Genomic DNA, 24,157 nt, shown 5'->3' with positions numbered 1-24,157 from the left:
TTCCAGCGGCTCCTGGAGGGGGGCAACCTGGACGGGCTGGTGGACTCGGACGGGCGCTCCTGCCGGGCCACGGCGGTGGAGTCCCTGCTGGCGCTGGGCTTCCCCTACGCGCTGGAGGTGCGCCCGGAGGACCTGGAGTTCCTCAGGAACGCCCCCGTCCCGGACGCGCGGCTGACCCCGCCCCCCGGAGGACCCTTCCCGGCCCTGGCGGTGGGGCTGGGCGCGCTGGCGCTCCAGGTGGTCCTGGGACTCACCGGCGTCGTCACGCCCGGCGGGCTGCTCATCCTGCAGGGGCTCTTGACCCTGCTGACCCTGACCGTGCTGACGGTTGCCTCCGTGGGCTCTCCCCTGTATCGCGGAGCCCTGGCGCTGCTGACCGTGGTGTCCGGGATCGGGTTGGGGATGGTGCTGGTGCCGGACGTTCCGGCGGGTTGGGCAGCCGGATTGGGCGGGCTGGTGGCCGCCTTCCTGGCTGCCCTGCGCAAGAGCTGACCGCCAGGACCCGAAACGGATGTCAGAGGGGTGGACTAGGGTCTACCCATCGCGTACTAAAAGCGCGTTCAGGTGGACCGGGGTGGTCCACTCTTCCAAGGAGCGACGAGAAATGGCCGTGAATCAGGAGAAGGAAAAGGCGATCGAGCTGGCGCTGGCGGCGGTGGAGCGTCAGTTCGGCAAGGGGTCCATCATGCGGCTCGGCAACGACGAGCCCATGATGAAGGACGTCCAGGCCATTTCGACGGGGTCCACTTCGCTCGACATCGCCCTGGGCGTGGGCGGCGTGCCGCGCGGACGCATCATCGAAATCTTCGGGCCGGAGTCCTCCGGTAAGACGACGCTGTGCCTCCACATCGTCGCGGAGGCGCAGAAGAAGGGCGGCGTGTGCGGCTACATCGACGCGGAGCACGCGATGGACGTGGGCTACGCGCGCAAGCTGGGCGTGCGCACCGACGACCTGCTCCTGTCCCAGCCGGACACCGGTGAGCAGGGCCTCGAAATCGCGGAGATGCTGGTGCGCTCCGGCGCCATCGACGTGCTGGTGGTGGACTCGGTGGCCGCGCTCGTGCCGAAGGCGGAACTCGAGGGCGAGATGGGCGACGCGCACATGGGCGTGCAGGCCCGCCTCATGAGCCAGGCGCTGCGCAAGCTCACGGGCACCATCTCCAAGAGCCAGACGTGCGTCATCTTCATCAACCAGATCCGCATGAAGATTGGCGTGATGTTCGGCAACCCGGAGACCACCACGGGCGGCAACGCGCTGAAGTTCTACGCGTCGCAGCGCATGGACATCCGCCGCGTGGGCGCCATCAAGAACGGCGAGAACGTGGTGGGCAGCCGCACCCGCGTGAAGGTCGTGAAGAACAAGGTCGCGCCTCCCTTCAAGGAGGTGGAGTTCGACATCATGTACGGCGCGGGCATCTCGAAGGAGGGCGACCTCATCGACCTGGCCTCCAACGAGAACATCATCGAGAAGAGCGGCAGCTGGTTCTCCTTCAAGGGAGAGCGCATCGGCCAGGGCCGGGAGAACGCGAAGGAGTACCTGCGCGAGCACCCGGAGACCTACAAGGAGGTCGAAAGCCTGGTGCTGGAGAAGTACGGCATCGGCAAGACGGCCGGTGCGGCGGCTGCCCCCGCGGCGGAAGCGGCCGAGCCCGCGGAAGGCGAGAAGCGCCCCCGCGTGAAGGCCGTGAAGTAGCCGCAAGAGCGTCTCTGGCGGAACGCACCGCCGCGCACCTCCGGGGGGAGCGGCGCGGCGGCTGAAGCCGAGAGAAGGGGCCGGTCCCAGGGCATGGGGCCGGCCCTTTTTTCTTCACCATGAGAGGGATTGAGCGCGTGACGCGCACGGTCATCACCGGACCGTGGCCGGGATGTTTCGTGCTGGACGAGGAGCGCCTCTAGACTTCGCGGCCTGGGAGCCCCTTCACCCCTGCTCCCCGCTGGAGTCCAACGCCTTGTTCAACCCCTTCAAACGCCGCACGTTCCTGCAAGCCGTGGTTGCTGTCGCGGCGACGACGACCTTTGGATGCTCCGACGACGACTCGACGGACGCGTCGGCTGGCTCGCCCTACTTCCCGCAGTCGCTGGCGTCGGGAGACCCGCGTCCGGACAGCGTGGTGGTGTGGGTTCGCGTGGAGGACAAGGACCGCGCCGGGGACGACCTGCCCCTGCGGCTGGAGGTCTCCCCGACGGAGGACTTCAAGACGCTGGTGCTGGACAAGAAGGACCTGACGGCGCGGGCGGAGCATGACCACGCGGTGAAGGTGAAGGTCACCGGCCTGTCCGCGCGCACGACGTACTACTACCGCTTCTCCTACGAGAAGGACGGCCAGAAGCACACCACGCGCACCGCCCGCACGCGCACCGCGCCGGCCTCGGGGGACGACGTGCCGGTGAAGTTCGTCTTCGCCAGCTGCCAGGACTTCATTGGCCGCTACTACAACGCCTGGCAGCGGCTCTTGCAGCTGGACGAGGACCTGGACTTCGTCGTGTTCCTGGGCGACTACGTCTACGAGACGACGGGCGACACGTCCTTCCAGTCCGGCGAGGGCGGCCGGGCCGTGCGCTTCAGCGAGCCGGAAGGCGCGCTGCCGCAGGGCACGGGCATGACGGCGTTCCTCGCGGCCAACTCGCTGTCCAACTACCGCGACCTCTACAAGACGGTGCGCACGGACAAGCAGCTGCAGGCGGTGCACGAGCGCTACCCGTTCATCATCGTCTGGGACGACCACGAGTTCTCCGACGACTGCTGGCAGGACGTGGCCACGTACGAGGACGGCAAGAAGGACGAGACGCAGCGGGACCGCAAGCTCAACGCGGAGCAGGCCTTCCTGGAGTACATCCCGCTGGACACGGTGCAGTCGCCCGAGGGCGCCATCGACGTGGCCAGCGAGCCGCGCTTCCCGAACTCGCGCATCTACCGTGACTTCGAGTACGGCAAGCACCTGAAGCTGCTGGTGACGGACTACCGCAGCTACCGGCCGGACCACCTCATCCCGGAGGACGCGTATCCGGGCGGCGTGGTGCTGGACGAAATGCTGCTGGGCGCGGCGCTGCAGGGCCAGCCGGACGCGGTGAAGCAGACGTTCCAGGCGGACGCGTTCGCGTACGTGGACATCGACGACCCGGCGTACGCGGCCCAGAAGCAGGTGCTCCAGGGCGTGTACCTGAGCCAGGCGAAGGCCGCGGGCCTGACGGACAAGGACGCCGCGGAGAAGATGGCCGCGTGGGTGAAGGGCCCGCTGGCGCTCTTCTACGTGAACCAGGTGCTGGCGGCGGTGAAGAGGGAGTTGGTGATTGCGCCGGCGGGCAAGCCCCGGGGCCTGGCGTACGCGCACATGGGCAAGGCGGCGCTCTTCAACATCCAGGGCTCGCGCTACGTCGTGGTGAAGGACACGTTCGACCTGTTCGCGGCGGTGAACTTCCAGCTGTCCAAGGGCAAGAGCGAGGACGTGTTCGGCCCGGAGCAGGAGGCGTGGTTCCAGCAGACGCTCGCCACGGCGACGAACACCTGGAAGATGGTGGTGAGCTCCACGTCGCTGTCGGCGCTCATCTGGGACTTCCGGCAGCAGGCGGACATCACGGACCCGACGCTGCGCCAGCGCTTCTACTTCAGCGTGGACCAGTGGGACGGCTTCCCCACGAAGAAGAAGGTGATGCTCAACGCGCTGAAGAAGGACGTGTCGAACACGGTGTTCATCTCCGGCGACATCCACGCGTCGTTCGCGTCGGTGGAGGAGGGGGTGCCCACGCTGACGGCGCCGGCCATCACCTCCGGCTCCATCAAGAGCCTGGCCAGCCTGGCGCTGATTGGCGCGGGTTACGCCACGGGCGCGCCGGTGTACCAGCACGCCGTGACGGAGATGGACCAGACGCTCATGAAGTCCAACCCGGGCCTGCGCTTCGCGGACACGGACTCGCACGGCTTCGTGGTGATGGAGGTGAAGGCGGACGAGACGCTCGCCACCTTCCACCTCATCCCGGCGGGCGAGGTGGCCAAGGACTACTCCAAGCGCGCGGACGGCGAGCTGGAGGCGAAGTTCACCGCGAAGACCTTCCGCGTGAAGAACAGCGACATCCAGCCGGCCTGAGCGGGCCGTTGAGGATGTGAAGCGAAGGGCCGCGTGGGAGGGCTTCCCGCGCGGCCCTTTTTCATGGGCGGCGCGTCTCTGGGAGGCGCGCGCGGACCGGGGTATAGACGGGCGCCATGCACGTCTATGCCGCCGCGTTGGCCCAGGAGCTGGGCATCAAGCCGGAGCAGGTGGACCGGACCCTCGCACTGCACGAGGAGGGGGGCACGGTCCCCTTCATCGCGCGCTACCGCAAGGAGGCCACGGGGGGGCTGGACGAGGTTCAGATCCAGTCCATCCTGGACAAGGCCTCGGAGCGCGCGGAGCTGGACGGGCGGCGGGACACCATCCTGCGCAGCATCGAGGAGCAGGGGAAGCTGACGCCGGAGCTGTCCAGGGCGCTCCAGGCGGCGCGCACGCGCGCGGAATTGGAGGACCTGTACCTGCCGTACAAGCCCAAGCGCCGCACGCGCGCGGCCATTGCCCGGGAGAAGGGGCTGGAGCCGCTGGCGGATCTGGTCTGGAAGCAGGAGGGCCAGCGCGGGGAGAACCTGGACGCGCGCGTGAAGCCCTACGTGAACGCGGACAAGGGCGTGGCGGACGTGGCGCAGGCGCTGGCGGGGGCTCGGGACATCTGCGCGGAGCGGGTGGCGGAGGACGCGAAGCTGCGCCGCGAGGCCCGTGACCTCTGCACGCGGCGGGGCTCGCTGCGCTCGGACGTGGTGCCCGCGAAGAAGGGCGAGACGACGAAGTTCGAGAACTACTACGGCCACGAGGAGCCGCTGTCCCAGGCCCCGTCCCACCGCGTGCTGGCGCTCTTGCGCGGGGAAGAGGAGGGCGTGCTGAAGGTGAAGCTGGGCCTGCCCGACGATGAAGTGAAGGGGCTCTTCAGCTCTCGCGTGGTGACGCGGCCGCAGTCGCTGTTCGCGGGGGAGTTGCGCGCGGCGGTGGAGGACGGGTGGGACCGGCTGATGGGGCCGTCGCTGGAGTCGGAGCTGCGCGCGGAGCTGAAGGAGCGCGCGGACAAGGGCGCCATTGGCGTGTTTGGAGAGAACCTGCGGCACCTGCTGCTGGCGGCGCCGGCCGGGGCTCGGGCGGTGCTGGCGTTGGACCCGGGGCTTCGCACGGGCATCAAGCTGGTGATGCTGGACGCGACGGGGACGGTGGCGGAGACGACGACGCTCTACTCGGAGCGGAGCGCGGACGAGCGGGCGCGCGCGGCGAAGCTGCTGGAGGCGGTGGTGCGCAAGCACAAGCCGGAGCTCATTGCCGTGGGCAACGGCACGGGCAGCCGGGAGGCGGAGGTCTTCACGCGCGACACGCTGAAGGCGATGGGCGTGCAGGTCCCGGTGGTGTCGGTGAGCGAGCAGGGCGCGTCCATCTACTCCGCGTCGGAGGTGGCGCGAGAGGAGTTCCCGGAGCTGGACGTGTCGCTGCGCGGGGCGGTGTCGATTGGCCGGCGCTTGCAGGACCCGTTGGCGGAGCTGGTGAAGATCGACCCGAAGAGCATCGGGGTGGGGCAGTACCAGCACGACGTGGACCAGGGGCTGTTGAAGAAGAAGCTGGGCGAGGTGGTGGACTCGTGCGTGAACGCGGTGGGCGTGGACGTGAACACGGCGTCACCGCAGCTGTTGGAGCACGTGTCCGGCGTGGGGCCGTCGCTGGCGAAGAAGCTGGTGGCGCACCGGGCGGCGAAGGGGCGCTTCACGACGCGGCGGGAGCTCTTGAAGGTGAGCGGCCTGGGGCCGAAGACGTTCGAGCAGGCGGCGGGCTTCCTGCGGGTGCGCGGGCCGGAGCCGCTGGACTCGAGCGCGGTGCACCCGGAGCGGTACTCCGTGGTGGAGCGGATGGCGAAGGACCTGGGCGTGGACGTGGCGGCGCTGGTGGGGAACGCGTCGCTGGTGCGCCAGATTGAGGCGAAGCGCTACCTGGGGCCGGAACTGGGAGAGCTGACGCTGAAGGACATCCTGGCGGAGCTGGAGAAGCCGAGCCGCGACCCGCGCGGTGACTTCACGGCGCACGCGACGCGGGATGACCTGCGCACGCTGGAGGACGTGAAGGAGGGGATGGTGTTGCAGGGCGTGGTGACGAACGTGACGGCGTTTGGAGCGTTCGTGGACGTGGGCGTGCATCAGGACGGTCTGGTGCACGTGTCGCAGCTGGCGGCGCGCTTCATCAAGGATCCGTCGGAGGTGGCCAAGGTGGGCGACCGGCTGACGGTGAAGGTCCTGTCCGTGGACCTGGCGCGCAAGCGTCTGGCGTTGTCGGTGAGGGCGGTGCTGGAGGGTGGGGCGCCGCCGCAGTCGAAGCCCGCGAGCGCACCGCCGCACCAGCAGCGGCCCGCGCAGAAGCCCGCGACGCAGGCTCCGCCGCAGAAGAAGCCGGAGCCGTTCAACAACCCGTTCTCGAAGCTGAGGCGTTAGGGAATTGATGCGCCAATGCTGATGACGAATTTCCGGGCGCCGGAGTTCAGGCGCTCTGGAGACTCCTTGCGTTCAATACGTCTCAAGTGCTCGTGCCCCTTGCTGACAGAGCTTGAGGCTTTGGCTGTTTGGTTTGCCGTCTGGTGGATAGACATTCTTGTGGCAATCGCTTGGAGACCCATCTCTTCATGCAGTCCTCCCTTGTGATGCACCCGGCTCAAGCCAACGGGAACAATAGCACTTGCGTGGGTTGCGTCTCCCCACCACCGAGATGACTTCCAATGCCAGCCGTGGTCAAGTCCATGGCTCTGCACCGGGGGCCTCGTGTACCACGTCTTCCTGTGTCAGTTCACGGGGCTGAACGCGGCCATCTCCTACAAGGGCGCGCACGTTTCGCTTGGGACGGAGAACGTCCTCATCCCCGGGGAGACAAAGGTCTTCATCGCTCCGACGATGATCCTCCACTACATCGACGCGCACGAGTACGTGCCGCCCAGGGAGTTCCAGGAGGCGGTCCTCAAGTGCCCGGAGATGCGCTCCATGGCCTATCTCAAGGCCATCAAGGCCCGGGGAATCTCGCTCTCCGCCTTCTCCCAATGAAAGACCCATGGGTTCGCGACCTGACCGGAGTTCTTCGGGGACTCTTGAAGAAACCAGCCGTCCCGGTTCTGGATATCGAGTGGTTGCTTGCTCGATGCGATGACACCCTGCAAGCCCAGGGGCCACTGCGCGACGCATCCGTCGAGCAACTCGTCAAGGATGTCCGAGCCTTCGAAGCCGAGTTCCCCGCGTTCCCGAAGCTGATTCGCTGAGCGCGGACGTCATTCCGCAGGCACGTCCCAATACGTCTCCAACGCTTGGGACCAATGTCGCTTGGCGATAGGTGAAGCTTCCGCATCCCTCATCCGGATGAGGAACATACGGATGGCGTCCTTCTGGAGCGGACTCAGGCGGTCGAACCTGCGAAGGAAGAAGGCGCGTAGGTCTGGCTGTGCCTCATTGGAGATGGTCAGTGCGGACAAGAGAAAGTCGCGCACATCAAGATCTACAAGCGCCGCGTTGAGGTAGGCCGGAAGGTAATAAGCAAGCGCCTCCGGGCTGAACAGCGGGAGGTGCGCCGCATGGTCGCGTACCTTCTCTATCGGGACGTCCTTCCAGTGGCGCCCCCCGAAGTCCCGGACGAGTTCGGGTGTCTCCCATGCACCTCGTGCATAGGCGATGCGTTCCTTCTCGGGGCGGGGAACACCTGAGAAGGCGTGCTCTATGCGGCGTCGGAGGGCGTCATCGCTCATTGGCACTTCTCAGGAGGGCTGCATTGGACGCGAATGAACTCCGTGCAGCGAGCTTGCCCTCTCTCATAGCCTTCAAGGACGCTCTTGTGCTCAGCATCGCCGCCGCGAAAGCATCGGTTCATCAAGGTCCTGCGCGCTTGGATGCAGTGCTCAAAACGGTTCCATTGAGCCGTCAAGTCGACGCAGGACATTCTTGCTGTACAGCTCATGCTCTGAGTCTTGCATGCCGTACCAACTGCTTTGCTCAAGTCTCGCCAGACGTCTTTGGTGCAGTCGCCCGGAGGAGGTAGCTCTGTTTCTTCAGCCCGGCCTTGGGGCGTGAGAAGGAGGAGCCAGGTGATGGCGACAGGCATCCAGCTTGGGCCCTTCATGCGGATGCACTCCTTTCAGTCCAGCGGGAACAGCCGCGCTTCCTTCGCCAGCACTTCATTGCGCGCCAGCAATCCCGTGAACCGCTTCGTCCCGTTCCGCGCGTCGAACCGTGCCGCGATGTCTCGCGCCTGGGACTCCAGCCAGTCCTTCAGCGCCCGCGTCCCGTAGCCTCCGTCCACCGCGTGCAGCGGGAACGCTCGGGGCAAGCGCAGGCTCACTTCGTCCCGGCCCTCCGCGACCACCTGCCCCAGCAGGAAGGACGCCGCGGTGTAGAAGCCGAACCGGTCCCGGTAGCTGGAGTGCTCCAGCGCCCAGCCCAGGTGCTTCTCCAGGAGCGTCAGGCCTCGCGACAGGTTGCCTGTCAGCGCCAGGAACTCCAGGTGCTCTCCCACCGTGGCGAGGAACTCGCGGTTCTTCGCCACCATCGCGTAGCCGCGCAGGTGGCAATCCCTGGCTTCCTTCATCCGCTCCAGCTTGAAGAACGGATACAGCAGCGTGCCCAGCGTCAGGTGCGGGATCTCCGCGCAGGACTGTCTTCCATCCAGGATGGGCTTCGCCTTCTGGACGGCCTGCTCCCACTCGCCCTTGTCCACGTGGTGATCCAGCTCGTCGTCCAGCTCGCAGACGCGGCAGTCCGTCAGGTGGTCCCTCGGGGCGACGAGCCACGCCTCCCACAGGCGCTCCGCGTCCTCCGTGTCCCCCATGTCGCGCGCCATCTGGTAGCGCAGCTTCAACGCCGCGCGCTTGCCCGCGTCCAGCTTCGCGAAGCTCTGCTCCACGTCATCCAGCGCGTCGGCAATCTGCTTGCGGCTGATGTGCGGGAACTCGTCCAGCCGGCCCACCACCCACTTCTGCTTCCACAGCATGTCCTCCGGGTCGAACCGCTGCGGGTCCTTCTTCTGCTGCCCCCGGCACCACGCGAACGCCACCAGCGCCTTGTCCGGATACCCGCCGAACGTCGCCGCGTCGATGAGCGAATCCCGCAGCTCGTACCCCAGCGCCACGTCGCCGTGCACGTCCACCAGGCGCACCGCCTCCTCCAGCGCGCGCACCTTCGCGTCGCCCTCCGGCAGCGCGTCCGCCTGCGCGCGCAACGCCTCCACCTGCTGCTGCCAGTCCACGGCCATCAGTGCATCCCCCGCGAGCCCGGACCGGACGAACCGCCTCCACCACCACCACCACCCTCATCCAGCCGCGCCGAGATGAGCCCCAGGAGCCCGTGGTTGAGCAGCGCCATCTCCTGCGCGTTCAGCGGGTGCTGCCCCAACAGCAACGCCTGCACGTAGAGCATCTCCACCGACAGCTTCAGCAGCTCCCGCCCCTCCACCGCCGCAAGCCTGCGCACCACCGGGTTGTGCAGGTTGAGGCAGAGCAGCGCCCGGTCCTGGCCGCCCGTGCCCGCCATCACTCCATCCAGCACGCCCGCGTACAGGTCGTCCGACTCCTCCCGCGCCCGCTCCGCGTCCCGCTTGAACGCCCCTTCCGCGTCCGAGCTGTAGAGCGTGGGCACCTCCGCCGGGAAGAACTTCTTCACCTCCACGCCGCAGCGGAACGGCGCCAGCACCCGCTCCGCCAGACGCAGCAGCGGATAGATGGCCTCGCGCTCGTCCAGCGTCAGCTCCTCGAAGCTCTGCGGCAGGTCCGCCGACGAGAACGGCGCCACCTGCGCCTCCGGCACCACGTGCGGCAGCTTCTCCAACAGCGCCGTGTCGTGCGTGTACGCCGCGTTCAGCACGCACAGCCCCTGCGCCCCCGCCACCCGCGCCACCTGCCGGAAGCCATCCAGCGTCGGCGTGTAGCGCACCACCGGCCACGACCGCCGGTAGTCCGCCAACGTCATCACCCCGAGCGATGTCTCGAAGGGCAGCCAGTGGATGACCAGCCGGTAGAAGTCATCGTCGTCCAGCGCCAGGCCCTTCACCGACAGCCCATGCAGCGCAATCAACCGCTGCAGCGACCGGGGGTCGTCATTCGCCAGGTCCACGAGGTACTTGCGCAGCGACTGTCCCAGCGCCTCGCGCGCCTTCGCCAGCACGGTGTCCTCGTAGAAGGACTCGCGGCTCGCGGTGGGCCTCAGGCCATTCGCGTTCACCACGCACTTCACGAAGAACGCCCACTCCGGCAGCAGGTTCTCCGCGCTCTCCGACAGCAGCATCTGCTTCAGGTACACCCGGTGCTTCTGCTTCGCGTTGAAGTGCGGCGACGCCGGCAGCACATACGCCACGCCGTCCACGTCCCCCGCCTCCGAGCGCAGCGGAATCACATCCAGGAAGTCCGTGCCGAACACCTCTCGCCCGTACGCGAGCAGCGCCTGCCGCCTGTCCCCCGCCGTCTCGTAGAAGCGGCGCCAGGGCGGACCGTCCGGGTTCAGCGTCTCCGTGCGCCCGTCCACCGTGAGCCGCACGGGGAAGGGCAGCAGGCCGCCATAATGCTTCGCCAGCTGGCGCACGCGCTCCGGCGTGAACCACTCCACCATGTCCGCGCGCGCCACCAGGTAGACGTGCGTGCCGGGGGCGTCCAGCGGGTGCTCGGAGACGCGCACGTCGTACGTGCCGTCGTGCCGGCCCCGCCACTCCAGCGTGCGCCCGTCTCCCTTCGCCGAGCGCGTCACCACCAGCAGCTCGTCGCACACCATGAAGCACGACAGGAGTCCGATGCCGAACTGCCCGATGAAGTCGTTGCGGCGGGCCTCCAGCTGCTCGCGCTTGGAGGACTCGCCGATGGTGGCCAGGAAGCGGTGAATCTCCTCCTCCGTCAGCCCCACGCCCGCATCCGTGAAGAGCAGCGTGGGCGGCCCGCCGTCCTGCTTCTCCCGCAGCTCCAGCCCCACGGCGCCCGGGGCTTGGGGCTCCAGCTGCTGCCGGGCGCGGATGGCGTCCGTGGCGTTCTGGAGCAGCTCCCGCACGTAGACCCCGGGCGAGCTGTACAGGTGGTGGGACAGGAGGTCGATGACCCCACGGAGGCTGACTTGGAATCGATGGTCCACGCGGCCGTCGAGCGTAGCGCGCTGCATCCTCCCCGGGGCCACAATCCCCCGCCGTGGGTGGATGAAGGCATGTGTCCTTCCCATGGCAACCGGACACGCCAGCCCCCTTCCGCCTCCCTGGCGGGGTGGTATGTCGCGCCCCGGCCGTGCGGCGCCCCCTGTGGCGGCACGGCGACATGTCGTCTCTTTTCCTCCCTGGAGCGGACAACGATGGGCAAGAACCTGAAGGCAGTGGTGGTGGGCGCGGTGCTGGGTGTCTCGGGCGCGGCCTTCGCGCAGGCCACGCCGGCGGCCCCCAAGGCCGACGTGAAGGCGGCGGCCAAGGCGGCGGCGGGCAAGGCGGCGGGCAAGGCGGAGGCCACGACGGGCAAGACGGAGGTGACGTGGTGGGGTCACGCCGCCTTCGTGGTGAAGACGCCGGGCGGTGCGACCATCGCAATCGACCCGTGGTTCACCAACCCCAAGGCGCCGCAGGGCGCGACCTGGCCGGAGGCGGTGGACGCCATCCTGGTGTCCCACGGCCACTTCGACCACGTGGGTGAGACGAAGGCCCTGGCCCAGAAGACCAGCGCCAAGGTGTACGGCTCCTTCGAGCTGGTGAACCTGCTGGGCCTGCCGGAGGCCCAGGGCATGGGCGCCAACGCGGGCGGGACGTTCACGGTGAAGGACGCCACCATCCACCTGGTGGAGGCGGTCCACTCCAGCAGCTACCAGGCGGACCCGAAGGGCGCCTCGCAGTACGCCGGCGCGCCGCTGGGCTTCGTCATCGAGATCGCCAACGGCCCCACGCTGTACCACGCGGGTGACACCGGGGCGTTCCAGTCCATGGGCCTCATCGCGGAGCAGTTCAAGCCCACCGTGGCGCTGCTGCCCATTGGCGGCCACTTCACCATGGACCCGGCGCAGGCCGCCGTCGCCGCGAAGCTCCTGAAGGTGAAGACCGTGGTGCCCATGCACTACGGCACCTTCCCTGCCCTGGCCGGCACCCCGGACGCGCTCACCACCGAGCTGAAGAAGACCAAGGCCACCACCAAGGTGCTCGCCCTGGAGGCGGGCAAGGCCACCGCGCTGTAGGCCTTCCTGGCAGGTCGTCCCCCACGCGCGCGCGTCCATCGCATCTGTTGCTGGACGCCGCCGTGGGGCCGAGGCCGGGTGGCATCCCGGAAGCGACTGGGTTATTCCCCGCCTCAGCGCCCCCGAGAGGGAAGCTCCGGCCGCGCGCGTTCGAGGGGTGTACCGGTGCCGGTGCTGGTTTTTGGACGGGGGACCTGGCTGGCCACGCTCCTGGCGGACGTGGTCGCCGCGCATGCGCGCGCCCCCGCGCCCGTCCCGGCGCCTCCGCTTCCGGATGCTGGCTCCGGCCGGGCCCGGGGCCGCGCCTTCCTGCGCCGCACGCTGCGAGCCTCGGGGCTGGTGTACGGCACGCCCGTGCCGCTGCCCTCGCCGGTGGATGGCGGTGAGCCCGCGGACGTCCCGGCGCGCGCGGTGGAGGACGAGCTGTTCCACGCCGTGGTGCGCACGCTGGCGCGCATGGCGCTGGACCTGGCGCGGGTGATGGACGCGCCGGAGGGCCCTCGCGTGGAGCAGCTGCTGGTGCTCTTCGCGGTGCTGGCGGGCGAGCTGGACCTGGCGATGGCGCTGGACGCGCGGCTTCAAGCGGGACTGCCGGTGCCCCGTCGGATGGTGGGCCGGGTGGAGGACGCGCTCGACAAGCGGGCGCCGTCGCTGGCCGGGGACCCGGTGTACGGGCTGGTGCTGCACAACGGCGCGCAGTACGCGGACGCGCAGCTGTTCTGCCGGCAGGCCATCGACCTGTTCTCGACCGGGCGGCTGGTGCGCGCGACGGTGGAGCGGCGGCGGGACTTCGCGGCGAAGCAGAAGGCGCTGCTGGTGGACGTGCTCACGGCGCTCGCGTGCGTGGACCGCGAGCCCAGCGCGCCCGCGCGCCGCGCCATCCTCCGGCAGGTGGAGGGGCTGAAGCTGCCGCACGCGCTGGAGGGCGAGGTGAAGGCCGCGGTGCGCCAGTCCTTCGAGCGCAAGCGCGACGTGCGGGACGTGGTGCGCCGCGTGCGCAGCGTGGACATGCGGCACCTGCTGTTGGAGCAGGCGCTGCTGGCGGCGCTGGTGGACGGCCGGCGCACGCGGCGGGAGCGGGCCTTCATCGACACGCTGGCGGGCGCGCTGCACGTGCCCCACGCGGAGCTGCGCCGTCTGGAATTGGAGATGGCGGAGTTCTACGCGCGGCACCGCTCGCTGGTGGATGTCTTCACCGTGTCGGACGCGGCGGGCGCCATGGGGGAAGAGCTCATGGGCGGCATGCAGGAGACGCTGGAGAAGAACTACCACCGGCTCATGCAGGAGGCGCGCGAGACGGGCGACCTGGCGGTGCTGCTCACCAAGGCGGCGCGGCGCCAGAAGCTCACCGACGACGAGCGGCAGCGCATGCGCGCGCAGCTCATCGACGTGGCGAAGGCCATCCCGGCGCTGGCCATCTTCGCCGCGCCGGGAGGCATCCTGCTGCTCGCGGCGCTGGCGAAGGTGCTGCCCTTCAGCCTGCTGCCCAGCGCCTTCCAGGACGGCCCTCCGATGGACTCGGACGACGAGGACACCCTGGAGCGCGAGGCCATCTGAAGTCCGCGCTAGTTCGCCTCGGTGAGGGTGAGGCGCAGGTGCTGGGACAGGGGCGTGCCGTAGCGTGACACGGGCACCCGGCGCACGGTCCTGTCGGTGTCCACGGTCCACGTGGGGGCGCCCTGGTGCGGGCCCACGGCGGGCTCCTCGTCCAGCTCCGTGCCCACGTCCCAGAGGTACACCTTGGACGTGAGGTCTCCCGTCACGGGGGTGTTGTCCTTGTCGAACAGCGCGATGCCCTGCTCGTCGGTGCCGAAGAACCAGTCGTTGGACTGGCCGAACATGGTCGCGAAGGACAGCCGGTCCGCGGGGCGCGCCGTCACCGTGAACTCGTAGGCGTGGCCCGGCAGGAGCGGACCCGGAGCGGACGCGTCCACCGGGGTGTTGAAGGTGCCGGACACGCTCACGCCCGTGGGCGGCTTCAACGCGAAGGCGTTGGCCAGCTGGGAGGGATCCCCCGTCTCAGCGAGGGCTTCCAATCCCAGCCCCCGGTCCGGCGCGCCTTCCGTGAACAGCGGCGCGGAGGCGTTGTGCACGGCGATGATGACCGGGGACAGGGGCGTGGCCACGCCATTGAGCGGCGTGAGCCAGGTGTGGAGCGCCGTGACATCTCCGGTCTCCGCGAGGGCCTCCAGTCCCTGGCCCCGGTCCGGCTGGCCCTCGGTGAAGAGGGGTTCATTGCCCGCGCCCACGACCCAGACGCCCGGAGCGATGCGGACGGGCTTGATGCCTTCGGACGTGCTCAGGGTGACGCCGTCATCGGAGACGTTGCTGATGCGCACCGTGAAGCGGTGCGTGGCGGCGTCGTGGGCCAGTTGCACGCGGATCATCGACGCGAGCGGCGGCAGGTTGAACGTCTGGCCGGTGCTGAGCACGGGCCGCGTGCCCACGCGCCGGACGTTGGAGTTGAAGTCCTTGGTGCCGGGGCCGTCCGTGGCGGTCGCCTGCTTCGGGCCGGTGTGCGCGCCCACTGCGGGCTCCTCGTCCACCTCCGTGCCCGCGTCCCAGAGGATGACCTGGGACGTGATGTCGCCGGTCACCGGCTGTCCATCGGCGGAGTAGAGGGGCAGGCCCCGGGGCTCCGTGCCGAAGAACCAGTCGTTGGACGCGCCGAACATGCTGGCGAAGGAGAGCCGGTGGTTGAGGCCCGCGGTGAAGCTGAACTCGTAGGTGTCACCCGGGGCGAGCGGGCCCGGCGACGTGCCGCTCACCCGCGTGTCGAACCGGCCGGACTTGAGGTTCTGGAAGGGCGCCACGTTCTCGATGCGCACAAGGAAGCGCCGGGCGGACGCGTCGTCGTCGCCGGAGCCACAGGCGGACAGCGTGAGCAGACCGAGTGCGGCGCAAGCGGCGCTTCCACGAAAGGAGCGGATGGACATGGGCGGAGTCTCCCTGGGGCTCGCGGAAATGCGAAGCCCGGCGGCGTTACTCCCTCCTACGCGGCGTGGGCTCCCCCGGTTACGTCACGGGGCAGGAGCGGCGTCAGGAACCGCTCCAGCGCCAACGGGTCGCCGGGCCGGGAAGCGTGTCCCACGTAGCCATCCGGGCGCACCAGGATGAGCGCGCCCGTGTCCGGGACCACGTCATAGGCGCGGTGCGCATGGCCCTCCGTATCCACCAGTGCGTCTGGAGGGAGGGGCACTCCCGTCCCGAGGATGCGAACGACGCGCACGGATTCCCCGGAGACCTCCGCGTGCGCGGCTCCGAAGGCGAGCAGCGTCCAGTGCGGGCCGCGAAACCTGTCCGACAGTCGGACAGGTTTCCCGTGCGCGTCCACGCAGGGCGCGTCCGGGGCGCGGTCTCCGGCCTGGACCCGGGCTGTGTCGCCGGGAAGCTCCTTCGCGAGCGGACCGCCGCGATAGCTCAAGCCCAGCTGCCGCAGCTCGTCGCCTCGGTTCAGGGCCTTCATGTGTCCCTGCCGCATGCCGTCGAACAGCTGGGAGGACAGCCCGAGCACCCGCGCGGCGATGGGCAGCCGCTCCGCCTCGTAGGTGTCGAGCAGGGCCGGGTCCGCGCCCTGGATCACGTGGCCCAGCTTCCAGCCCAGGTTGTAGGCGTCCTGCACGCCGGTGTTGAGCCCCTGGCCTCCGGTGGGCGGGTGCACGTGCGCGGCGTCGCCCGCGATGAAGACGCGGCCCACGCGGTAGCGGTCCGCCATGCGCACGTTGGGGCGGTACAGGGACAGCCAGCTCGCGTCATGCAGGCGCACGGCGCGGCCCGGGTGAGCGGCCTCCTGGATGCGCTGCTGGAGCGCCGCCTCGGTGAGCTCCGGCACGACGCCACCGGGCTTCACCTGGAGGGCGAGCTGGAAGCGGCCCGCGCCGGGAAGCGGGCACAGCGACACCGCGCCGCCCTTCGCGAAGGGCCAGATGTGCCAGTGCGTGTGCTCCAGGCCCTCCACGCTCACGTCGCCCACGACCATGCGCTCCTCTTCGTGGGTGACGCCGTGGAAGGTCAGGCCCAGCTCCTTGCGCACGCGGCTGTGTCCGCCGTCCGCGCCCACCAGGTATTGCGTACGGACGGTCTCCTCCACGCCGTCGCGGGTGAGGGTGGCGGTGACGCCGGTGTCGTCCTGGGTGAAGCCGGTGAGCGAGGTGCCGGACTCCACCGTGACGCCCAGCGACGCCAGCCGGTCGCGCAGGATGCCCTCGGTGCGGGCCTGGGGTACGAGCCAGGGATTGGGGTGCGGCACGTCCGGCGTGGCCGCGCGGCGTTTCATCATGGTCCACCGCCCCACGACGAAGCGCCGCCAGTGGAGGCGGAGGCTGGGGTAGGGCGTACCGGCGGCAAGCACGGCATCGACCACGCCCAGGTCATCCAGCATCTCCAGCGTGCGAGGCGAAAGTCCCTTGCCGCGAGACCCGGCGAAGGGCCGGGAAGCCGCGTCCACGATGCGCACGCGGATGCCGCGGCGAGCAATGTCACACGCGAGCGTCAGGCCCGTGGGGCCGGCACCGATGACGAGCACCGGAAGGATGTCATGAGGCATGGAAGGTCTCCTGTCGCAAGCCAGCGGCGACGGAGACAAGAATGTAAGGGAGTGCTTATGTTGTCAGCTTGCGTTCCCGCTCCAGGAGTCCGGCATGCCGCGCGCGAAGCTTTCCCCTCGGAAGACGCCCACGCAGGAGCGCTCGCGCGCGACGGTGGACGCGCTGGTGCAGGCGACTGCTGACATTCTGGTGCGTGACGGCTACGCGAAGCTGACGACGAACCGCATCGCGGACCGGGCGGGCGTGAACGTGGCGTCGCTGTACCAGTTCTTCCCCGGCAAGGAGGCGCTGGTGGCGGAGGTCCAGCGCCGGCACGTGAAGGCGGAGCGCGCCGCCATGCGGGAGGTGCTGGCGACGCGCAAGTTCAGCACGCTGAAGGAGCTCATCCAGACGCTGGTGGCGCTGGGGTTCACGGCACACGCCGTGAATCCCAGGTTGCATCACGCGCTGACGGAGGAGATGCCCGCGCGCCCCGCCAGGAAGTGGGACCCGGAGGACGCGCCCATGCTGGAGGCCCTGGGCCGGTTCAAGACGGACGTGCCGGACCCGGAGCTGGCCCTGTGGCTCATCGACACCGTGGCCCACGCGGTCATCCACCGCGCGGTGGTGGAGCGCCCTGACGCCCTGTCCCAGGGACTGCTGCAGGAGGAGCTGGTGACGCTCCTCCTGCGCTACTTGAAGCGGAAGTGACTCAGCGGCCGGACGCCTGTGTGTCCACGGCGGCCAGCTCATCCTTGTTGAGCTTCACCTCCGCGCCCGCGAGGTTCTCCTCCAGGTGCTTCACGGAGGACGTGCCCGGGATGGGCAGCATCACCGGCGAGCGCGCCAGCAGCCAGGAGAGGGCAATCTGCGCGGGCGTCGCGTCGTGCTTCTTCGCCACGGAGTCGAGCGTGCTCCCCGGCTTCGCCAGCCCGCCCGTCGCCAGCGGGAACCAGGGGATGAAGCCCAGGTTCTCCTTCTCGCAGTAATCCAGCACCTTCTCGTGCACGCGGTCGGTCAGGTTGTAGCGGTTCTGCACCGACACGATGTCCACCACCTTGCGCGCCCGCTCGATCTCCTCCACCGAGACCTCCGACAGGCCGATGTGACGGATCTTCCCCTCCTTCTGGAGCGCCTTCAGCTCACCCAGCGACTCCTCCACCGGGACCTTCGGGTCGATGCGGTGCAGCTGGTACAGGTCGATGCGCTCCAGCTTCAGCCGGCGCAGCGACATCTCCAGCTGCTGACGCAGGTACTTCGGCGCGCCCACCGGGTGCCACTCGTTGGGCCCCGTGCGCACCAGGCCCGCCTTCGTCGCCACCACCACGCCCTTCGCGTAGGGGTGCAGGGCCTCCGCGATGATCTCCTCGCTGACGTAGGGGCCATAGGAGTCCGCCGTGTCGATGAAGTCCACGCCCAGCTCCAGCGCGCGGCGCAGCACGCGCACCGCCTCCGCCCGGTCCTTGGGCGGACCCCAGATGCCAGGGCCGGTGAGCTGCATGGCGCCGTAGCCCAACCGGTGGACGGGCAAATCTCCGCCCAGCTTGAAGGTGCCGCTCTTCTCCGCGGGTCGCGTCGAGGTTCCGCTCATGAGTGCTTCCTCCGTGCAGATGAACGCCCAAATGGATGCATGTGCAGGAAATGCGTTTCCCGCGTTTCAGGCCGTCCGGTAGCGCCCGGCCAGGGTGTGGGTGGCTCCACGCAAAAGCCCGGCCTCGGCCTTCTCCAGGGCGACCAGCGCCTCCGCGGCCTCCAGCCCCGGGACGCAGACCGTCTCACCGCGCTCCAGCGCGACGAGCGACGCGGTGACGACGTCCTCGGGCGACATGGTGCCCGGGTAGCCGCCGTTGAACTCCGTGAAGGTCATGCCCGGGCAGACGACCTGCGCCACCACGGGCGTGCCGCGCAGCTCTCCCGCGAGCGTGCGGGTGAAGTGGACAAGGAACGCCTTCGCGCCCGCGTAGGTGGCCCGGTGGGGCAGGGGGACCGGCGGCAGCGCGCCGGAGAAGGCGAGCAGGGAGGCGACGTTGATGACCGCGCCCTTGCCCCGCGCGAGCATGCCGGGCAGCGCCGCGCGCGTGGCCAGCATCGGCGCGATCATGTGCAGGTTCGCCAGGCCTTCCAATGCGGAGGGCTCCACCTGCGCGAAGGGGCCATAGCCGCCCACGCCCGCGTTGTTGATGAGCAGCGTGATGTCCTCGCCCGCCGCGCGGCTGGCCACCCGCTGGAGGTCCGCGTGCACGGTGAGGTCCGCGCGCAGCACCTCCGCGCGGATGCCATGCGCCGCCGTCAGCTCGGCCGACTGCGCCTTCAGCCGCTCCTCGCGCCGGGCGACGAGGACCAGGTCATACCCGAGCGCCGCCAGCCGCCGGGCATACACCGCGCCAATTCCCGCGGACGTGCCCGTCACCAACGCTGTCCCTCGACTGCCTGCCATGCCTGCTCCTTGAAAGGGGAAGAGGGTGCGCGCCCGGTCCCGTCGAGATGAATGCTGGAGATGGGGACCGCCGCCGCGAAGCGCATGCGGCCAGGGCCGCACCCTCGGCCGCTGGGTAACGAAGGGCGGCCGGACGTGCAAGCAAGACGGCACGGCCGGGGAGTCGAAAGGCCCTCAGCCCAGCGCCTTGACCGCCGTCTCCGGCGTGTCGCGGAACTGCTGGTGGTACAGCTCCGCGTAGAGCCCGCCCTTCTCCATCAGCTCCGCGTGGTTGCCGCGCTCCACCACGCTGCCGTGCTCCAGCACCAGGATGAGGTCGGCGTGGCGGATGGTGTTGAGCCGGTGCGCGATGACGATGCTCGTGCGGCCGGACAACAGCTGCCCCAGCGCCAGCTGGATGAGCGCCTCCGTGCGCGTGTCGATGTTCGCCGTCGCCTCGTCCAGGATGAGCACGCGCGGATTCGCGATGACCGCCCGGGCGAACGCGAGCAGCTGCCGCTGTCCCTGGCTGAGCGTCGCGCCGCCCTCGCCCAGCACGGTGTCGTAGCCCTGCGGCAGGCGGGTGATGAAGTCGTGCGCGTGCACCGCCTTCGCCGCCGCCTCCACGTCCTCGCGGGTGGCGTCCGCCTTCCCGTACGCGATGTTGTCCGCCACCTTGCCGCTGAAGAGGAACGGCTCCTGGAGCACCATGGCCATCTGCCGCCGCAGGCTGGCGCGCGTCACCTGGCGTACGTCCTGGCCGTCCACGCGCACCGTACCGCCCGTCACGTCGTAGAAGCGCGGCACCAGGCTGGCCACCGTCGTCTTGCCCGCGCCCGTGTGGCCCACCAGGGCCAGCGTCTGGCCGGGCTCCAGGTGGAAGGACACGTCGCGCAGCACCGGCCGCGCGGCGTCGTAGCCGAAGGACACCCCCTCGAACACCACCTGTCCCTGGATCGGCCCCAGCTCCACCGCGCCGGGCACGTCCGGCGGCTCCGGCGCTTCGTCGAGGATGGCGAAGATGCGCTCCGCCCCCGCCAGCGCGGACTGCATCAGCGCGGCCACCGACGCGGCCAGCTGCACCGGCCGGAAGAACTGCTGCACGTAGATGAGGAACGCCGCCACGCCGCCCACCGTGAGCTGTCCGCTCAGCGCCAGCACGCCGCCGTAGCCAATCACCAGCGCCGTGGACAGCGTGGAGAGCAGGTCGATGGCCGGCGAGAACGCGGACGTGATGCCCACCGCCGCCACGTTCGCGTCGCGGTTGGCCGCGTTCCGGTCGCGGAAGCGCTCGATGTTCTTCTCCGTGCGGTTGAACGCCTGCGCCTGCCGCACGCCTCCAATCTCCTCCTGGAGGTTCGCCGTCACGTCGCCCACCGTCTGCCGCGTCTTGCGGTAGGCATTGCGAGCCCTCGACGCGAAGAACCACGTGGTGAGCACGATGGCGGGGATGAGGGAGAAGCACGCCAGCGCCAGGCGCCAGTTGAGCGCGAACATCGCGGCGAGCACGCCCACGAGCCCCAGCAGCGAACCCAACAACTGCGTCAGCCCCTGCGCGAAGAGCTGGTTGAGCGTGTCCACGTCGCTGAGCAGCCGGCTCATCAGGTCGCCCAGCGGCCGGCGGTCGAACCAGGACAGCGGCAGCTGCTGGAGCCGGTCGAACAGGCGCTGGCGCAGGCCCGACAGGACGTGCTGCCCCGTGTGGCCCACCCGCCGCGTCTGCGCCCGCTGCGACACCAGGCCCACCGCGTAGACGCCCAGCAGCACCGCCAGCGTCCGCAAGAGGCCCCAGCCGTCCCCCGAGCCGATGTCGCGGTCGATGGCCCGGCTCATCAAATACGGCCCCAGGGCCTGGCACGCCGCGCCCACCAGGATGAAGACCATGGCCACGGCGAGCGTGGCCGCGTGCGGACGCAGTTCGCCCAGGAGCCTGCGCAGCACCTTGCCCCGGTGCTTCGCGCGGCCCGCCTCCAGCTCCGCCATCGCCTCGATGCTTCCGGGCCGCCTCATGCCACCTCCTCCTGGCGCGGGGGCAGGAGCTGCGACCCGAGGATGTCGTTGTACAGCTCGCTGGAGGCCTTCAGCTCCTCGTGGCGCCCCTTCGCGGCGATGCGCCCCTCGTCCAGCACCAGGATGAGGTCCGCGTCCCGCACGGTGCTGATGCGCTGGGCGATGACGATGGCCGTCCGGCGCTTGTCCCGCATCAGCGCGTCCAGCGCGCCCTGGATGGCCGTCTCCGTGCGCGCGTCCACCGCGGACGTGCTGTCATCCAGGATGAGCAGGCGCGGATCCGTGAGCAGCGCCCGCGCGATGGCCAGGCGCTGCCGCTGTCCGCCGGACAGGCCCACGCCGCGCTCGCCCACCAGCGTGTCGTAGCCCTGGGGCAGCTCGCGGATGAACTCCGCCGCCTGGGCCGCCTCCGCCGCGGCCTCCACCTGGGCCTGCGTCGCCTCTGGCCGCCCGTAGGCGATGTTCTCCCGCACCGTGCCGGAGAACAGCAGCGCGTCCTGGAGCACCACGCCCATCTGCGAGCGCAGGCTCGCGAGCGTCACGTCCCGCACGTCGTGCCCGTCCAGCAGCACCGCGCCCCCGGTGACGTCGTAGAAGCGCGGCAGCAGGTTGATGAGCGTGCTCTTGCCGGAGCCGGTGGTGCCCAGCACCGCCACCAGCTGCCCGGGCTCCAGCGTCACGCTCACGCCGCGCAGGATTTCGCGGTCGCTGCCCGCGTAGCGGAAGCGCACGTCGCGCAGCTCGATGCGGCCCTGCAACGGGGGCAGGGGCACCGCGCCCGGGCGGTCCGCCACCTCCACCGCCGTGTCGAGCAGCTCGAAGACGCGCTGCGCGGACGCGCTCGCCCGCGACATGCTGGCCGCGAAGAAGCCCAGCGTCATCAGGGGCATCAGCAGGAAGGCCAGGTAGCTGTTGAAGGCCACCAGCTCTCCCAGCGTCAGCTCCTGGTGGAAGATGCGCCAGCCGCCCACGCCCACCACCAGCAGCGAGCCCACGTTGGCGAAGAAGGTGACGAAGGGGAAGTTGCCGGCCAGCGCGTCCACCACCCGCAGGTTCTTGTCCTTCAGCTCCGCGTTGGTCTTCCCGTAGCGCTCCCGCTCCCGCCCCTCCGCGGAGAAGGCGCGCACCACGCGCAGCCCGCGCAGGTCCTCCTGCAGCGTGGTGTTGAGCGAGCCCAGCAGCGCCTGCAGCTGGCCGAACAGCGTCCGCATCCGCCGCATGAACCGGCGCAGCACCCACAGGATGGGCACCACGGAGCTCAGCGCCGCCAGCGCCAGCACCGGATCCAGGTACAGCAGCAGCCCCGCGCAGCCCAGCAGCATCGCCGCCGCCGCTGCGAACTGCACGACGCCGCTGCCCACGAAGGTGCGCACCGCCTCCACGTCGCTCGTCAGCCGCGTGAGCAGCTGTCCCGTCTGCGCCTGGTCGTAGTAGCTGAAGGACAGCCGCTGGATGCGCGCGAAGAGCGCGTCGCGCAGGTCGAACGCCACGCCCTGCGACGCGCGCTCCGCCAGGTAGCCCTGCAGGAAGTTGAACAGGCCGCGCCCCAGCGCGATGGCCACCAGTCCTCCCACCGCCAGATACACGGGGCCCTGGTCGCCGCGCGCGAGCCCGTGGTCGATGGCGATGCGGATCATCTGCGGCGCGCCCAGGTTCGCCACGGAGACGAGCAGCAGCGACAGCAGTGCCCCCAGCGCCTCCAGGCGATAGCGGCGCAGATAGCCCAGCGCCCGCAGGATGGGCGGACGGCCGGATGCGGGTGGCGCGGACGTGCTCACGTGGGACCTGGACCCCTGCCTCCCTGCCCTGGAAGGCGCGCGCATGATGGGCGCCCGTCAGTACCACTTCAAGCACGACGCGGGGTGCGAAACGGTGGTTGCGCGCCGCGCCACGGGCCGTTACGTGGGCCGCCTTTCCTCCCGCTTCGTCACGAGGTGAACGTCATGGAGTACCGGCAGCTGGGTGGTTCTGGTTTCAAGGTCCCCGTCCTCAGTCTGGGCACGGGCACGTTCGGGGGCGCGGGTGACTTCTTCAAGGGCTTCGGCTCCAGCGACGTGAAGGAGGCCACGCGGCTGGTGGACATCGCGCTGGACGCGGGCGTGAACATGTTCGACTCCGCGGACGGCTACTCCGCCGGGCTCGCGGAAGAGATTCTCGGCAAGGCGCTGGAGGGCCGGCGCGACAAGGCCATCATCTCCACCAAGGCCACCTTCCGCGCGGGCCCGGGGCCCAACGACGTGGGCTCCTCGCGCTTCCACCTCACGCGCGCCGTGGAGGCCTCGCTGCGCCGGCTGAAGACGGACTACATCGACCTGTTCCAGCTCCACGCCTTCGACGCGGTGACGCCCGTGGAGGAGGTCCTCAACACGCTGGACGGCTTCGTGCGCGCGGGGAAGATCCGCTACCTCGGCTGCTCCAACTTCTCCGGCTGGCACCTGATGAAGTCGCTGGCCGTGTCGGAGCGCTACAACCTGGCGCGCTACGTGGCCCACCAGGCGTACTACTCGCTCGTGGGCCGGGACTACGAGTGGGAGCTGATGCCGCTCGCGTTGGATCAGAAGGTGGGCGCGGTGGTGTGGAGCCCGCTGGGTTGGGGCCGGCTCACCGGCAAGCTGCGCCGGGGCGCGCCGAAGCCGGAGACAAGCCGCTTGAACAACCCCGCCACCGCGGCCGGCGGCCCGCAGGTGCCGGAGGAGTACCTGTTCAAGGTCGTGGACGCGCTCGACGCAGTGGCGAAGGAGACGGGCAAGACGGTGCCGCAGGTGGCGCTCAACTGGCTGCTCCAGCGGCCCACCGTGTCCAACGTCATCATCGGCGCGCGCACGGAGGAGCAGCTGCGGCAGAACCTGGGCGCCATCGGCTGGAACCTCACGCCCGCGCAGGTGGCCACGCTGGACGCCGCCAGCGCCACGCCCTGGCCCTACCCGTACTTCCACCAGCGCCAGTTCCACGAGCGCAACCCGTTCCCCGTGACGTGATGAGCGCGGCGTGAAG

Annotated in this window: 18 protein-coding genes and 1 pseudogene; 9 read left to right on the top strand and 10 right to left on the bottom strand. The window is 69.7% G+C overall.

Annotated features, from left to right (window positions below; translation table 11 throughout):
• The 5 genes and pseudogenes from D7X96_RS40035 to D7X96_RS22405 all read left to right on the top strand — a co-directional run.
• Positions 1-492: pseudogene (locus D7X96_RS40035) on the top strand (hypothetical protein); the annotation flags it as partial.
• Between the two features lie 112 nt (positions 493-604).
• A complete protein-coding gene (gene recA / locus D7X96_RS22420) occupies positions 605-1,693 on the top strand; it encodes a recombinase RecA (RefSeq protein ID WP_120549051.1) in 1,089 nt (362 codons plus the stop codon).
• A gap of 172 nt (positions 1,694-1,865) precedes the next feature.
• Complete coding sequence (locus D7X96_RS22415) at positions 1,866-4,085, top strand: alkaline phosphatase D family protein (RefSeq protein WP_120549050.1); 2,220 nt, start codon at positions 1,866-1,868, stop codon at positions 4,083-4,085.
• A 116-nt stretch (positions 4,086-4,201) separates the two neighbouring features.
• Positions 4,202-6,487: a Tex family protein gene (locus D7X96_RS22410; protein WP_121770671.1), complete on the top strand. Its 2,286-nt coding sequence runs from the start codon at positions 4,202-4,204 to the stop codon at positions 6,485-6,487.
• A gap of 324 nt (positions 6,488-6,811) precedes the next feature.
• The gene (locus D7X96_RS22405; protein WP_121770670.1) at positions 6,812-7,087 is read left to right on the top strand and encodes a DUF7919 family protein; all 276 of its coding nucleotides are present in this window, start codon (positions 6,812-6,814) and stop codon (positions 7,085-7,087) included.
• 221 nt (positions 7,088-7,308) lie between these two features.
• Here D7X96_RS22405 and D7X96_RS22400 read toward each other — a convergent pair whose 3' ends face one another.
• The 4 genes from D7X96_RS22400 to D7X96_RS22385 are packed head-to-tail and all read right to left on the bottom strand — an operon-like array spanning position 7,309 to position 11,137.
• Positions 7,309-7,779 carry a DUF6714 family protein gene (locus D7X96_RS22400; RefSeq protein ID WP_120549047.1) on the bottom strand — a complete coding sequence of 157 codons (471 nt, stop codon included), beginning with the start codon at positions 7,777-7,779 and terminating at the stop codon, positions 7,309-7,311.
• Positions 7,776-8,132, bottom strand: coding sequence for a hypothetical protein (locus D7X96_RS41780; RefSeq protein ID WP_158616228.1), 357 nt, complete (start codon positions 8,130-8,132; stop codon positions 7,776-7,778). The genes D7X96_RS22400 and D7X96_RS41780 overlap by 4 nt, the downstream gene beginning before the upstream one ends.
• 33 nt (positions 8,133-8,165) lie before the next feature.
• Positions 8,166-9,278, bottom strand: a complete 1,113-nt coding sequence (locus D7X96_RS22390; RefSeq protein ID WP_121770669.1) for a hypothetical protein — start codon at positions 9,276-9,278, stop codon at positions 8,166-8,168.
• On the bottom strand, positions 9,278-11,137 hold the full coding sequence (locus tag D7X96_RS22385) for an HSP90 family protein (protein ID WP_121770675.1): 1,860 nt from the start codon (positions 11,135-11,137) through the stop codon (positions 9,278-9,280). Before D7X96_RS22385 ends, D7X96_RS22390 begins: the two co-directional genes overlap by 1 nt.
• 210 nt (positions 11,138-11,347) lie before the next feature.
• Here D7X96_RS22385 and D7X96_RS22380 point away from each other — a divergent pair, with 210 nt between their 5' ends.
• Both D7X96_RS22380 and D7X96_RS22375 read left to right on the top strand, forming a co-directional pair.
• Positions 11,348-12,211 carry a metal-dependent hydrolase gene (locus D7X96_RS22380; RefSeq protein WP_121770668.1) on the top strand — a complete coding sequence of 288 codons (864 nt, stop codon included), beginning with the start codon at positions 11,348-11,350 and terminating at the stop codon, positions 12,209-12,211.
• Positions 12,212-12,376: 165 nt separating this feature from the next.
• Complete coding sequence (locus D7X96_RS22375; protein WP_244219683.1) at positions 12,377-13,768, top strand: TerB family tellurite resistance protein; 1,392 nt, start codon at positions 12,377-12,379, stop codon at positions 13,766-13,768.
• An 8-nt stretch (positions 13,769-13,776) separates the two neighbouring features.
• Here the strand turns inward: D7X96_RS22375 and D7X96_RS22370 are convergent, their stop codons facing one another.
• On the bottom strand, positions 13,777-15,147 hold the full coding sequence (locus D7X96_RS22370) for a spondin domain-containing protein (protein ID WP_121722140.1): 1,371 nt from the start codon (positions 15,145-15,147) through the stop codon (positions 13,777-13,779).
• Between the two features lie 56 nt (positions 15,148-15,203).
• Entirely contained in the window at positions 15,204-16,757 is a 1,554-nt protein-coding gene (locus D7X96_RS22365; protein ID WP_121722141.1) for an FAD-dependent oxidoreductase, read from the bottom strand.
• 94 nt (positions 16,758-16,851) lie between these two features.
• Between D7X96_RS22365 and D7X96_RS22360 the strand changes: the two genes are divergently transcribed.
• The gene (locus tag D7X96_RS22360) at positions 16,852-17,448 is read left to right on the top strand and encodes a TetR/AcrR family transcriptional regulator (RefSeq protein ID WP_158616227.1); all 597 of its coding nucleotides are present in this window, start codon (positions 16,852-16,854) and stop codon (positions 17,446-17,448) included.
• A gap of 1 nt (position 17,449) precedes the next feature.
• Here D7X96_RS22360 and D7X96_RS22355 read toward each other — a convergent pair whose 3' ends face one another.
• The 4 genes from D7X96_RS22355 to D7X96_RS22340 all read right to left on the bottom strand — a co-directional run bounded on the left by D7X96_RS22355 (position 17,450) and on the right by D7X96_RS22340 (position 22,941).
• Positions 17,450-18,328 carry an aldo/keto reductase gene (locus tag D7X96_RS22355; protein WP_121722143.1) on the bottom strand — a complete coding sequence of 293 codons (879 nt, stop codon included), beginning with the start codon at positions 18,326-18,328 and terminating at the stop codon, positions 17,450-17,452.
• 66 nt (positions 18,329-18,394) lie between these two features.
• Positions 18,395-19,174 (bottom strand): SDR family NAD(P)-dependent oxidoreductase, encoded by a 780-nt coding sequence (locus D7X96_RS22350; RefSeq protein WP_121722144.1) that lies wholly within the window; start codon positions 19,172-19,174, stop codon positions 18,395-18,397.
• 174 nt (positions 19,175-19,348) lie between these two features.
• On the bottom strand, positions 19,349-21,163 hold the full coding sequence (locus D7X96_RS22345) for an ABC transporter ATP-binding protein (RefSeq protein ID WP_121770667.1): 1,815 nt from the start codon (positions 21,161-21,163) through the stop codon (positions 19,349-19,351).
• A complete protein-coding gene (locus tag D7X96_RS22340) occupies positions 21,160-22,941 on the bottom strand; it encodes an ABC transporter ATP-binding protein (protein WP_121770666.1) in 1,782 nt (593 codons plus the stop codon). Before D7X96_RS22340 ends, D7X96_RS22345 begins: the two co-directional genes overlap by 4 nt.
• 165 nt (positions 22,942-23,106) lie before the next feature.
• Between D7X96_RS22340 and D7X96_RS22335 the strand changes: the two genes are divergently transcribed.
• Positions 23,107-24,141: an aldo/keto reductase gene (locus D7X96_RS22335; protein WP_120549057.1), complete on the top strand. Its 1,035-nt coding sequence runs from the start codon at positions 23,107-23,109 to the stop codon at positions 24,139-24,141.
• Positions 24,142-24,157 lie beyond the last annotated feature (16 nt).

It is taken from the genome of Corallococcus interemptor (genome assembly GCF_003668875.1).
Lineage (GTDB): Bacteria > Myxococcota > Myxococcia > Myxococcales > Myxococcaceae > Corallococcus > Corallococcus interemptor.
Note: the sequence above shows the minus strand (reverse complement) of the source record. Positions and strands in the feature narration are given on the sequence as shown.